At 38.2% G+C, this 13,192-nt stretch carries 14 protein-coding genes, 1 tRNA gene and 1 riboswitch; of the genes, 13 read left to right on the top strand and 2 right to left on the bottom strand.

From position 1 onward, the window contains the following. Positions 1-61: 61 nt before the first annotated feature. The 4 genes from LI112_RS10330 (at position 62) to LI112_RS10315 (ending at position 4,213) form a co-directional block, all read left to right on the top strand. Positions 62-565, top strand: coding sequence for a DUF6106 family protein (locus tag LI112_RS10330; RefSeq protein ID WP_005427277.1), 504 nt, complete (start codon positions 62-64; stop codon positions 563-565). A gap of 69 nt (positions 566-634) precedes the next feature. Next, positions 635-2,089 carry an IMP dehydrogenase gene (gene guaB, locus LI112_RS10325; protein WP_005427278.1) on the top strand — a complete coding sequence of 485 codons (1,455 nt, stop codon included), beginning with the start codon at positions 635-637 and terminating at the stop codon, positions 2,087-2,089. A 78-nt stretch (positions 2,090-2,167) separates the two neighbouring features. Continuing rightward, a riboswitch (ZMP/ZTP riboswitch) is annotated at positions 2,168-2,248 on the top strand. A gap of 53 nt (positions 2,249-2,301) precedes the next feature. Continuing rightward, positions 2,302-3,015 carry an IMP cyclohydrolase gene (locus LI112_RS10320; protein WP_022388931.1) on the top strand — a complete coding sequence of 238 codons (714 nt, stop codon included), beginning with the start codon at positions 2,302-2,304 and terminating at the stop codon, positions 3,013-3,015. Positions 3,016-3,028: 13 nt separating this feature from the next. Beyond that, entirely contained in the window at positions 3,029-4,213 is a 1,185-nt protein-coding gene (locus tag LI112_RS10315) for a phosphoribosylaminoimidazolecarboxamide formyltransferase (protein ID WP_138344397.1), read from the top strand. Between the two features lie 281 nt (positions 4,214-4,494). On the opposite strand, the gene LI112_RS10310 is transcribed toward LI112_RS10315, so the two are convergent. Both LI112_RS10310 and LI112_RS10305 read right to left on the bottom strand, forming a co-directional pair. After that, positions 4,495-4,567 (bottom strand) — tRNA-Gly (locus tag LI112_RS10310). 129 nt (positions 4,568-4,696) lie between these two features. After that, the gene (locus tag LI112_RS10305; protein ID WP_227190670.1) at positions 4,697-5,206 is read right to left on the bottom strand and encodes a lysozyme family protein; all 510 of its coding nucleotides are present in this window, start codon (positions 5,204-5,206) and stop codon (positions 4,697-4,699) included. Positions 5,207-5,829: 623 nt separating this feature from the next. Here LI112_RS10305 and LI112_RS10300 point away from each other — a divergent pair. The 9 genes from LI112_RS10300 (at position 5,830) to LI112_RS10260 (ending at position 13,176) form a co-directional block, all read left to right on the top strand. Continuing rightward, positions 5,830-6,657, top strand: coding sequence for a hypothetical protein (locus LI112_RS10300; RefSeq protein ID WP_138344440.1), 828 nt, complete (start codon positions 5,830-5,832; stop codon positions 6,655-6,657). Then, the gene (locus tag LI112_RS10295) at positions 6,638-7,138 is read left to right on the top strand and encodes a hypothetical protein (RefSeq protein ID WP_138344441.1); all 501 of its coding nucleotides are present in this window, start codon (positions 6,638-6,640) and stop codon (positions 7,136-7,138) included. Before LI112_RS10300 ends, LI112_RS10295 begins: the two co-directional genes overlap by 20 nt. Positions 7,139-7,273: 135 nt before the next feature. Then, entirely contained in the window at positions 7,274-7,636 is a 363-nt protein-coding gene (locus LI112_RS10290; RefSeq protein WP_138344442.1) for a hypothetical protein, read from the top strand. Positions 7,637-7,739: 103 nt separating this feature from the next. Continuing rightward, positions 7,740-8,228: a DUF3990 domain-containing protein gene (locus LI112_RS10285; RefSeq protein ID WP_138344443.1), complete on the top strand. Its 489-nt coding sequence runs from the start codon at positions 7,740-7,742 to the stop codon at positions 8,226-8,228. Then, positions 8,229-8,615 (top strand): hypothetical protein, encoded by a 387-nt coding sequence (locus LI112_RS10280; protein ID WP_118437822.1) that lies wholly within the window; start codon positions 8,229-8,231, stop codon positions 8,613-8,615. A gap of 177 nt (positions 8,616-8,792) precedes the next feature. Then, positions 8,793-9,119 (top strand): helix-turn-helix domain-containing protein, encoded by a 327-nt coding sequence (locus LI112_RS10275; RefSeq protein WP_138344444.1) that lies wholly within the window; start codon positions 8,793-8,795, stop codon positions 9,117-9,119. A 45-nt stretch (positions 9,120-9,164) separates the two neighbouring features. Continuing rightward, on the top strand, positions 9,165-9,980 hold the full coding sequence (locus LI112_RS10270) for an ImmA/IrrE family metallo-endopeptidase (protein WP_138344445.1): 816 nt from the start codon (positions 9,165-9,167) through the stop codon (positions 9,978-9,980). Further along, complete coding sequence (locus LI112_RS10265) at positions 9,973-10,635, top strand: hypothetical protein (protein WP_138344446.1); 663 nt, start codon at positions 9,973-9,975, stop codon at positions 10,633-10,635. Before LI112_RS10270 ends, LI112_RS10265 begins: the two co-directional genes overlap by 8 nt. A 621-nt stretch (positions 10,636-11,256) precedes the next feature. After that, positions 11,257-13,176 (top strand): leucine-rich repeat protein, encoded by a 1,920-nt coding sequence (locus tag LI112_RS10260; protein WP_138344447.1) that lies wholly within the window; start codon positions 11,257-11,259, stop codon positions 13,174-13,176. Positions 13,177-13,192 lie beyond the last annotated feature (16 nt).

Here is a 13,192-nt window from a genome sequence, read left to right as displayed (position 1 = left end):
CGCTGATCCCTTTTTGTGATAAAATTTAATAAATATTATATATATTAAGGAGAATGTACATATGAGCGATCTTTATTCAGAATTACTGGTTAAAAAAGAACCAACCGCAAAAGATTCCATAGTCAAATATGGAATGATCGTACTGACAGTCCTGGCAGTGGGCGCAGGCCTTTTTATCAGTCCGATCCTTCTTCTCGTTGCAGTTGCGTTAGGTGTTGCATCTTATTTTGTGATTCCGCGGACGGATCTGGAGTATGAGTACCTTTTTGTAAATGGAGAATTTGACATTGATATGGTCATGTCAAAATCCAAACGGAAAAAAGTTATGTCCATGAACTTGCGTGAGGCAGATTTGGTCGCGCCTCTTGATTCACACAGAATGGATTATTACAATGGTAACAGCCGATTGAAAACACTGGATTATTCTTCCGGAAATCAGCAGCACAGACGATTTGCCGTTATTATAAAAAGCGGTGGAGAAAACTGTAAGATTATTATCGAACCAGATGAACAGATGGCACAGGCTATCAAAAATTCAGCTCCAAGCAAAGTTTTTTTGGATTGACACTGTAAGTTATTTTTGTTACACTTTGAATCAAAATCAAACTAACATAAATACAAGGGAGGAAATGCAATGGGTACTATCATTGGTGAAGGCATTACATTTGATGACGTTCTGTTAGTTCCGGCATATTCAAAAGTAATTCCGAATCAGGTAGATGTTACAACGCACTTAACGAAAAAAATCAAGCTGAACATTCCTATGATGAGCGCAGGAATGGACACCGTTACTGAGCACAGAATGGCAATTGCCATGGCGAGACAGGGTGGTATTGGAATCATTCATAAAAATATGTCCATCGAAGCACAGGCTGAGGAAGTAGATAAGGTAAAACGTTCTGAGAACGGTGTTATTACAGATCCATTCTTTTTATCCGCAGACCATACACTGGAAGATGCCAATAATCTGATGGCAAAATTCCGTATCTCTGGTGTTCCAATTACAGAAGGTAAGAAACTTGTTGGCATCATTACCAACCGTGACCTGAAGTTTGAAACTGATTTTACAAAGAAGATCAGAGAATGCATGACTTCTGAGGGACTGATCACAGCCAAAGAAGGAATCACACTTGAAGAGGCAAAGAAGATTCTTGCCAAATCCCGAAAAGAGAAATTACCCATTGTAGATGATGATTTTAATTTAAAAGGTCTGATCACAATCAAAGATATTGAGAAACAGATCAAATATCCTCTGGCAGCCAAAGATGCACAGGGACGTCTTCTCTGTGGTGCTGCAGTAGGTATCACATCAAATGTTCTTGCACGTGTTGAAGCACTTGTAAAAGCAAACGTAGATGTTATTGTTATTGATTCAGCACATGGACATTCAGAGAACATTCTCCGTGCAGTACGTCAGATTAAAGACGCATATCCGGATCTGCAGGTTATCGCAGGTAACGTTGCAACAGGAGCTGCTACAAAGGCTCTGATTGACGCTGGTGTTGATGCAGTTAAGGTTGGTATCGGACCTGGATCTATCTGTACAACACGTGTTGTAGCTGGTATTGGTGTTCCACAGATCACTGCTGTTATGGATTGTTATGAAGTAGCAAACCGTTACGGAATTCCGATTATTGCAGATGGTGGTATCAAATATTCCGGAGATATTACCAAGGCCATTGCAGCCGGTGCAAATGTCTGCATGATGGGAAGCATCTTCGCCGGATGTGATGAAAGCCCGGGAACATTCGAACTGTATCAGGGACGTAAATACAAAGTATACCGTGGCATGGGATCCATTGCAGCTATGGAGAATGGAAGTAAAGACCGTTACTTCCAGCAGGATGCGAAGAAACTTGTTCCGGAAGGTGTTGAAGGACGTGTTGCATACAAAGGACATGTGGAAGACACTGTATTCCAGTTGATGGGCGGCCTTCGTTCCGGTATGGGATATTGTGGCGCAGAAACAATTGAGAAGCTTAAGACAACAGGACGATTTATTAAGATTTCTGCTGCTTCTCTGAAAGAGTCTCATCCGCATGATATCCATATCACAAAAGAAGCACCGAACTATAGCGTAGACGAATAAAGTAACTGAATAAAAATATTTAGCTGATGTATTTATTTTTGTTCTTGCTAAATGAAATAAGATAGTATATTATGATTACAACGACTGCATGACTGGCGGAAGTAGGATGAACTACAGGGAGTGCAGTAAGTGAACGTGCCGACCGCCTGGGCAGCCTGGAAACAGACTACCCAGGCGGTCGCTTTACTTTATCACACTAAAGGAGAATGATCATGGAAAAAATTTCACTGGAAAATGAACTGAAAAACAATTCTTATCCGGGCAGAGGAATCATTATCGGACGTTCTGCAGACGGAACAAAGGCAGTTACCGCATACTTCATCATGGGAAGAAGTGAGAACAGTAGAAACCGTGTATTTGTTACAGATGGTGAGGGAATTCGTACACAGGCATTTGATCCTTCAAAACTGACAGATCCGAGCCTGATCATTTATGCTCCGGTACGTGTTCTTGGAAATAAGACAATTGTGACAAATGGTGATCAGACAGATACTATTTATGAGGGATTGGATAAACAGCTGACTTTTGAGCAGTCCTTAAGATCACGTGAATTTGAGCCGGACGGACCGAACTACACACCAAGAATTTCCGGTGTGATGCATATCGAGAATGGAAATTACAGCTATGCGATGTCTATTCTGAAGAGTGATAACGGTAATCCGGATTCTTGTCTGAGATATACATATGCTTACGAAAAAGCAGTTCCGGGAGAAGGACGTTTCATTCATACCTATAAATGTGATGGTAATCCGTTACCAAGCTTTGAGGGTGAACCAAAGTTGGTCGATATCCCGGATGATATGGATGCATTCACAGAACTTCTCTGGAATAGTTTGAATGCAGATAACAAAGTTTCTTTGTTTGTACGCTATATTGATATTGCAACAGGAACATATAATACAAAAATCGTAAATAAAAATCAGTAAGGAGAGTACAGAGATGAAAGAATTACAGTTAAAATACGGATGTAACCCAAATCAGAAACCTTCCAGAATCTATATGGAAGAAGGACAGGATCTTCCAATCAAAGTACTTTCCGGCAAACCGGGCTATATCAATTTTCTGGATGCATTTAACGGCTGGCAGCTGGTTCGTGATCTTAAGAAAGCAACAGGACTTCCGGCAGCAACTTCTTTCAAACATGTTTCTCCTGCAGGAGCTGCAGTAGGACTTCCGCTTACAGAGACACTGGCAAAGATCTATTGGGTAGATGACATGAACTGGAAAGAATTTTCCCCACTGGCATGTGCATATGCGAGAGCTAGAGGAGCAGACAGAATGTCTTCTTTTGGCGATTTTATTTCTCTTTCAGATGTATGTGACAAAGATACTGCGATGCTGATTAAAAGGGAAGTTTCAGATGGTGTGATCGCACCTGGATATACAGAGGAAGCACTGGAGATACTGAAACAGAAGAAAAAAGGAAATTATAATGTGATTGAGATCGATCCAGATTATGTACCGGCTCCACTGGAACATAAGCAGGTATTTGGTGTGACATTTGAACAGGGACGCCAGGAACTTGCAATCGATGATGCGTTGATTTCCAATATCGTGACAGAAAACAAAGAACTTACAGAAGAAGCAAAGAGAGATCTGAAGGTATCTCTGATCATTCTGAAATATACACAGTCCAATTCGGTATGCTTTGTTAAAGATGGTCAGGCCATTGGTGTTGGAGCAGGACAGCAGTCACGTGTACATTGTACAAGACTTGCCGGACAGAAAGCAGACAACTGGTTTTTACGTCAGAGCCCGAAGGTACTGAATCTTCCGTTTAAAGACACGATCAGCCGTGCAGAGAGAGATAATGCAATTGATGTTTACATCGGAGAAGAGTACATGGATGTATTGGCTGACGGTGCATGGGAAAATGTATTTACAGAAAAGCCGGAAGTATTCACAAGAGAAGAGAAGCGAGCATGGCTGGATCAGCTTACAGATGTGACACTTGGTTCGGATGCATTCTTCCCGTTCAGTGACAATATTGAGAGAGCACATAAGAGCGGCGTGAAGTTTATTGCTCAGCCAGGTGGTTCCGTGCGAGACGATGCGGTAATCGAAACCTGTAATAAATATGGAATAGTTATGGCATTTACCGGAATTCGTTTATTCCATCACTGATTATGATGAGTCAATATTAAACATAAAATTAATTTGCAGGAAATGCCGAAAAAGAGAGGAAAAAGCTTCCTCTCTTTTTTCAGAATATGATATGCTATGTTTAGCAGCAGGAAAAAGGAGGGGAAGAGGAAGAATTTTTTACCTCTGAAGAAACATTACCTGATGCTGGGACAGTCGGAGGGAAATGCTTCGGCTATATTATTGAAAGTCCGAAGCATTTCTTTGTGCTATGAAAAAAATAGCAACAAAAAACCGGACATAACAGTCCGGAAAATAAAAAGAGCGATAGACGGGGCTCGAACCCGCGGTCTCGACCTTGGCAAGGTCGCGCGTTACCAACTACGCCACTATCGCAAATGTCTTGTGAAGAAGTGCGTTCCTCATCGACAAGACATATAATACCAGATATAATTGTAGTTGTCAAATGTTTTTTCGAAAAAATTTGAAAAATTTATAAAAAACATTTTGTACGAATCAAGTGATTTAGGAATGATAGTAACGAAGTACATGTTCCGGATAATACTGATCTCCATAGTCCCATGGACCGGCCGTGTCGTATAGAGGATCTTCTTTGGAACGCTCGGTTTCTCCGCTTGCTATTTCGGCAAAAGCTTTTGAACTTTCTTCAGACCAGGAGGTGATGCCATTTTTTTTCAGATAGTTAAAATAGACATCTGCTCCAAAATTGTATCCCTGAAGAGCAAGTTTGATGTTGGCAATATCATTCGGTCCTGTAACATCTGCTTTGGTCATAGAATATTTCAGTTCCTGAATTCCGCAGGCAATAGAATAATCTACATCTGTGATGCCGTTTGGAGTCTGAGGATATTGTGTGTTATATGCACCTTCAGAGGATTGCATAACGTCTGTTCCCTGACCGGAGCTTTCCTGCATCATAAGAGCCAGAATAAGATCTACATATGCAGACATATCGTATTTTGCAGCAACTTGTTCTACATCGCTGCGATAAGATTCGCAGGCAGAGTTGATCATATGAGTCTGTCTGGAAGTACGGAGTGGTCGTAAAAAAAGAAAGGACAGAGACAGGATTATGATAAGAAACAGTATGAAGCAGAGAAACTGTTTTTGTCGGCGAATCTGATGCCGGCGTTTTATGAGACGCGCTTTTTTGGTAAGGTGCACGCTGTTTGGGTGTTTTTTATGTTTAATCTTTTGTGTCTTCTTCATAGGTATTATTGTAATCGGTAAAGCTGCTTTTGAAAAGAAAGAAATTCTAAGGATTTTCTTAAAATTTCGTGAAAAAACTGTGTAAATTTGAAAGATCCGCATAAACACTGGTATTCCGGGATTTAAACTTTCGATTTTAGCATAAAATTAGCATAAATTTTTAAAAAATCTCTGAAAAAGGGCACTATGAGCACATTATGTTCCTAAAAATTAAAAGTAAATTGAATACCAATTACAGAGAATCCGTTGGGGTTCTCTTTTTTTGTGTAAAAAAATAATTAATAGAAAAAATGACTTTTTTTGACAGGGCCCATCCTAATATCACATATTCTTTATATAAAAATTATTGGTCACCAGATGCAATCTGGTTTTAACACTTGATAAGCGCATTAACTTACCGACAAGAAGAAATGATAGGAGATACGAATATGTCATATTATAAGAGAACAACTGTAGCAGGAAAAACAATAGAAGTTGAGAAATACTATAATAACAATCATAAAAAGAAAGGAATTAAACGAGGAGATAAGGTAAAACCAACGACGGAGGGACAGAAAAAAATCAACAGTAGAAATTCCGAAAGAAAATTGAGACAGTTGCTCAATGCCAATTTTGAGGAAGGGGATATCCATCTCATACTAGATTATATTAGAGTAGAAGGAGAACCTGACCGAACAGCGGAAGAAATGCGACATGATATAGATATATTTCTGCGGGAATGCCGCAAAGAATATAGAAAAGCTGGTTTGGAATTTAGGTATGTCCATGTAATGGAGATTGGAGAAAGGGGAGCAAGACATCACCACTTAGTCGTTAATAGAATAGCTACAGAGATACTGCAAAAATGTTGGAACAAAGCATACAAGAAACAGAATAAAATCAAAGCTTTTAACTTGGACAATTCTGGTAATTATGCTAAATTAGCAAGCTATCTGGTTAAATATACAGATAAACATCGCAAAAAAGAAGATGGAGCATTGCAAAAGAAACGCTGGAATGCAAGCAAAAACCTGAAGAGACCGGAACCAGAAATCAAAGTCATTTCAGAGCGTGACTTTTTTAGAACAGAGCCTAAGCCTATAAAAGGTTATTACGTTGATAAGGACAGTGTGTGCGTTGGAATTCACAGTCCAGAATACTATGGCTATGGTTTCTTACGTTATATTATGGTGCGATTGAATTCGAATAATAAGAAAACACTGAAGTCACAGGAAACAATAGAAGCAGGTGAGCAATATGATAAATGGAAATCTTGAGTTTACAAAAACCGATTTTATGCAGTATCGAGATTTGGAAATCAGTTTGGAGTGGCACATTATACAGTTGCAAGAACTAAAAGAAAATTATAAGATGCGGAAAGTTGATGATGGAATAATGAATATAGCATACATGCAGGAAAATGTGTATGAATGTAATAAAGCATCTTTGGAGAAAAATATAAGTGATCTTACGATGAAACTCTTTGTGATACGTCGAACGATCGCTTGGTGTAAAGAATGCGTTGAAGAGAAAATTTATTTAGCTGTATCCATGGCGGTTATAGATGGTATGCCATATAGAACTATCTCTGATAAAATCAGCTATAGCACACCTCAGGTAAGTCGTTATATTAGTCAGTTCTTTAAAAATTTGGAATGTTATAAAGCATTCCTGAAAGCTAAGGAAGAAGCAGCACAATTATGTTTTTGTATGAAGAAAGAAACAAATGAAACACAATCTGAAAGGCATGAAACATAATGCTATATTATAATATAGATGGACAAAGGAATGTCCGAACATATTTTTTTACATTTCAGTGTTGTCCCGGGATTTACTGCAAATGAATCCCGGGGAAAAAAAAGTGATGTGAAAGAAAAATAAGGAGATGGAGCGATGGAAAAAGTATCAGAAATCTGGAAAGATATTGGGTATAACAGATACACAGCAGCAAGATATGTTATATCAGCAGATGGACGTATAATGAACAAAAATACGGGACATATATTGACCACAAAACATGTATGTGGCCATCGCCGTGTGATATTACAGATTGCTGGCAGCAGACCTAAAAGTTTTTGCGTTGATAAGCTGGTTAAAATGGCTTTTTATGAGGAAAATTTGGCTGTTAAGACAAAGGATAATGATTATAATCGGATTGTGGAAAAATCTGAAGTGTTAAAGATAAAAAATGCAGATGATGATATAGAAGGGGCAGTGAAAAGAATGCTTATGCTTACAATCAACATTAGTTGCTAGTTATGGGAATATGATACCTGAAAAGGCCGTAGTCGCTTGCTAAAAAAGCTGCTTTATGATAATATGAAGAAACAAGAAAACCATTAAGAAGGGAAAAATTTATATGGTTTTGTATCATGGAAGCACATATGATTTTATGGAAATAGATTTGTCAAAGGCACGTAAGGGAAAAGACTTTGGTTTGGGATATTATTTGACAACAAATAAGAAGCAGGCAATCAAATGGGCGACAAGAGGCAAATTGAAAAAGGAAGGTTTTTTATATACATATTCTTTTGACGAAAAAATTCTTAATGGAAATAAATTAAATATAAAAGAACTGACCAGATATAATAAGGAATGGGCAGAGTTTTTGTGTAAATGCAGGTTGGAGAATTATAACAGTGCTCATGATATTATTTATGATAGAATGGCTGATTCAACATTTAAAGTATTATCGAATTATATCGAACGTTATTATTTTGGGGAGATAAATTTAAAAACGTTGTTAGCCATTGCAAGATTTCCGAAATACAGACGATATGATCAATACTGTTTCAAGACAGAGAGAGCAATAGAAAAATTAAGTTTGATAAAAAAAGAAGGTGTTTAAATGAATTATAGTACCAGAAATATCATTAAAACGTATTCTGCCATAACCGGGAATGAAGATGAGAAGCAAATCGTCCGGATTTTATCTAAGTCTCCAACGTTTATGGCGGTAAAAAAGGGAAATCCGGTACTTATGTATGAGGGATACAGTGCCAATCTGATGGAGATAGTGGATGAATTACGACGACAAAATGACTGCCCAGAAGATGTAAAGAAAATAACAGCTGAGAATATTGCAATAGTAAACAGAGCAAGAAAAAATAATACAAGGTCACGGGAACGGATTCAGAAGCCTGTGTTTGGCAGAGTAGTCAGACGAACTAGAAAAACAAAAGTAGCCAAAATGGGAAATATCAAAATAAAAAGAACAGGAATTATGAAACCATAATAAGGCTTATTAGGGCTGTAGTACGAATTAAGAAGTTATATAAGCTATATAAAATCAAATTGCCATTGCATGAATAACATGAATTATGATATACTCACTAAAGAAATTATTTGACATGGTGTTTTGGGTGATAGTATGCTTAAATGCATGAAATAATAGAAAGAGAGTGTGAACAATATGGCTAACATTGGAAGAAAGCTGGGGGTTAATATTTTTACCGTAATGCAGGAATCCGGAATTAGTCGGGAAAAACTGGCAGAACGATTACAGTGTTCATATCGTGAAGTATGCCGGATTTTGGAAGGTAAATTTATGCTTCCGCCACGCAGAATTGCAGAGCTTGCAAGTGCGTTGGGAACAACTAAACATGATCTTTTAAATTTAGAAGCAGATAAGGCAGTTCCAGAATTGGAATATATGAAAGAATTTACTGACTTGGAAAATCTTGATACTGTCTTGGATCTTATAGATGAATATATCGATTTAAAAGAAGCAACAATGTAGGCTGTACGAATTTCGTACAGCTTCTTTTTAAAGGTGGGATTAGTGATGGAATATACTGAAATGGATAAGGTTATTCAAAATATTGTAGATGAAATAAAACAAGAGTGCATTATAGAAAATACAGCAATACGGGATGACATTTTTGGGATTTTGGAAAATCAGTGCACGGTTGTATATTTTCCGATTGAAGACCAGAAAAATCGTGGCTTTCATATAAAAAAAATTGTTCATAATCAATTGGAAGATTTTGTCTATATTAATACAGGAAAGCCAATGGCAGAACAGATTTTTGCCGCCGCACATGAATTGGGTCATATTTTTAAGGTTGCTAATCGAGTCTGGAAAGAGTTAGATGAGAAACGAGAATTAACAGAACAGGATGAGGAAGCAATTACAAATCGTTTTGCAGCGGAACTGTTGATGCCCTATAAAGCATTCAGAAAAAATTTCTTTGCGCATATGAGTGAGTTTGAAATTCCAACCGGAAAGGTGAGAGTGGATGAAGTGGTTCGATTAATGGTTTGCCAGATGAGTGATTTTATGGTTCCTTATGAAGCGGTACGCAGGAGACTTGTGGAAACAAGAATTATGAATGAGCAGTCAGCTGAGAAATTGGAAAACAATAACGAACAGATCGAAACTTTGGTAAAGGCATTTTTAAGTGATCAGAATACGTATCTTGGAAATGGAACAGGGGTTAGGACTATATCTGGTATGCGTACTTTGCTGGAAAAAGCTGAAAAATGCCCGGAGATTGAACCATATTTGATTCAAAAGATAAAAAAGGATTTCAAGGTGAAAGAGGCTGTTGAGAATCATTTGGAAATTCACATAGAAGGAGACTGCTGTGACAATGAATAAACCAGAAGCACTGGTAGATACCTGCTTTTTGCATAAATTCTCAAAAGAAGGAAAAAATATAGAACTTTTGAAAGAAATTCTGCAGAATTTGGACTTCCAACCGGTTATACATCCATATATATGGGAAAATGAACTGGAAATGTATCCTTATACAGAAAAACTGAGAAATGAGGGATTGATTCGTATTGCATCTTATGAGGAATTTTTATTTGATGAAGATGATACAGAATTGTATACACAACAGTTTAGGGAGTTATATAAACATCTGGGTGAATATTATGAAACGACAGATTCGATAAAGAGAGCTGATGATCTTCCAGATAATTGCGATATTTTCAACTATCGGAGGGCAGAGACGAGTATTGGGGATGTACATGTGATTTTAATGGCCGCATATATGGATATTCCTGTTATATTTACAGAGGATGGGGATATATCGGCTTTAAAATCGATTGCGAAAAACAGAATCAGTAATGAAGTTTACCAAATGGAGATATATAACGCTCTTGACGCCTTAGAGTTGATTATCAAACGGCCCGATTGTATTTTTGGTAAAAAAGAAATTGAAAAAATTTTGAATGAAATAAAGGAAAGACCTCACCGTTCCCAATTTAAACAGATGTGGGATACATATCATAGAGATAATAATAAATAAAGTGTGCGGTGGATATTCTCAAATTATACCTGGAGAACCTGATGTGTTGGGTTCTCTTTTTTATGTAAAAAGTAGAATAACGATTGATACTATGATATTTATGGATCATCAAGGGAGCTATGACATCATTGATAGCAGCCACCTGATCTTTGGCCATTTTAAGATTTGTACGCTGTAAAGAAAGAGTCTGTCTGTATTCGTGGTCTGCAATAGCTGCATCATAAAGGAGTTTTGCTTTGTGGCATTTGCCCATATCAGATGAAAGAAGTATAACATAAAGGAAGTCCCCCGAGAATTTGTCAAGGTAAGTTCCCTATTAGACAAAAACGGGAAGTTCGAATAATAATTTACAAACAATTTACGCTTAAAAATCCTTGACAAAATTGCTTTCGGGGGGGGTATTATGAAAATACAGACAACATAACCAGGCGTGGTCTGATCGTGGCGCGGTCAGTTTAAGAAAATCCGGTGAGAATCCGGAACTGTTTTGCTGTGTGAAATATGTACGCGGAAATATTTTAAGTCAGCAGGCTAACTCGTTGTATAGGGCAGAGACTCATCTATAAATGAGCCTCTGTTTTTGTTGTTTAATACAGACTTCATAAGGAGGAGAAAGAAGAAATGAAGAAAAAATATCTTGCATACTGTCTGGCATTATCCATGGCACTGACAGCAGCGGCACCGGTAGCGGCAGCAGAACCAGTGGACATCGTAGTAGAGGACGATAGCGAAGATACGGCGGTTGACTTTGAGGAAAGCAACGAGGAAGCAGAAGTAGCAGCAGAAGAGGTTGAGGAAGCTGTAGATGAAGCAGATACTTCAGATGTTGAAACTGAGGCGGCTGATTTCGGAGATGGAGAGGAAGCTGCACCAGCTGTTGGTGAAGGAGATACAACAGAAGATGGCTGGGTAAAAATGAGTGCATACAGACCGAGTTATGCAGACAGTACTATGGAAGCAAAGTATGATGAGCAGACACAGACATTGTATCTCAGAGTATCTCAGCCGGAAGAAATGCAGGATGCAAATAGCAGTGTAACTCCATGGTACAAATATCTGAAGGAAAAAGATCTGGTAACAGAAGTAAAGAAGATTGTGATTGGAGAGGGAATCACGAGGGTTGGTAGTAAAAATTTTACTAAAGTTTCAGGAAGAGATTTTTATGATTCTCTTGAAGAAGTAGTGCTTCCATCAACAGTTACTGAAATCGGAATTCAGGCATTTTCTGCTGCAATGTCTTTAAAAAAAATTAACTTGGAAAATGTAAGTACAATTGGTAAGGCTGCATTTACAAGAACAGCATTGGACAGTGTAACATTTGATGTGGATGAAATCACATTAGGTGGAAACGTATTTGCAGGAAGTTCATTGACATCTTTTAAAGCAAAAAAAGTGACTTTTACTGGTACTGATACATTTTACGACTGCAAATCATTGAAAAACTTTGAAGTTGAAGTCAGTCTTGACGAAGTTCCAGAGGATACATTCATGGATTGTGAGGCATTGACATCTTTTGATTTTAAAAATATCAAGAAATTAGGATTTTTCTCATTTTATTGTGTTAATTTGAAGAACGGATGTTACGACGGTACACGAGAAGAATGGAAAGCGCTTCTGGAAAATCGAGAATGGGGAGAGGCAGGACTTCCGGATGATATAAAGGTTCATTGTAAAGGAGATGCAGTAGAGGTAAAAGATGCCACCTGTACTGAGAATGGATATAAAGAAGTTGGTACATGTGAAGTATGTGGGGCACACTATTCTTATAAAGATGATGAAAACGTCATCCCGGCACTTGGACACGACTACGAAGCAGAATTCACAGTAGACAAAGTAGCTACCTGTACAGAACCAGGTGTGAAGAGCAAACATTGTACAAGATGCGATGCTAAGACAGAGGAGCAGGCGATCCCGGCAGCCGGACATAAATGGAGTGCATGGAAGAAGACAGCAGATGCTACTGTCAATGCACTGGAACAGCAGGTAAGAAAATGCAGCGTATGCGGTAAAGAAGAGGCACAGACTGTTGGAACAAAACTGGCTCCGAAGATGGCTGTAAATGCAACTACAGTTACCCTGAAAGTAAAACAGTCTACTAACGGACTGAAAGTTACCGGTCTTGCAACGGGAGATTCTGTAAAATCCTGGAAATCCTCTAATACAAAGGTATTTACAGTAAGCGGCAAAGCAAATGGAACCTGCAAGATTACAGGAAAGAAAAAAGGCACAGCCAAACTGGAGATCACACTTGCAAGCGGATTGAAGAAAACGGTCAGAGTAAAAGTACAGAAAACAGCGGTAAAGACGACAAAGATCAGCGGACTGAAAAAGAGCGTTGCATTAAAGAAGGGTAAGAAAACAACGCTGAAACCGGTAATTACTCCGTTTACATCTCGTGAGAAAGTAACTTACAGAAGTTCTAATAAGAAAGTTGCAACTGTATCTTCCAAGGGTGTTGTAACAGCTAAGAAAAAAGGAACTGCAAAGATCACAGTGAGATCCGGTAAGAAATCTTACACTGTAAAAGTTACAGTAAAATAAGATACCAGTGGACAGA

This window comes from Blautia sp. 210820-DFI.6.14 (genome assembly GCF_020558815.1).
In the GTDB taxonomy this organism is placed as follows: Bacteria; Bacillota; Clostridia; order Lachnospirales; family Lachnospiraceae; genus Blautia_A; species Blautia_A obeum.
The sequence above is the reverse complement of the archived record's forward strand: the minus strand, read 5'-3'. Positions and strand labels throughout refer to the sequence as shown.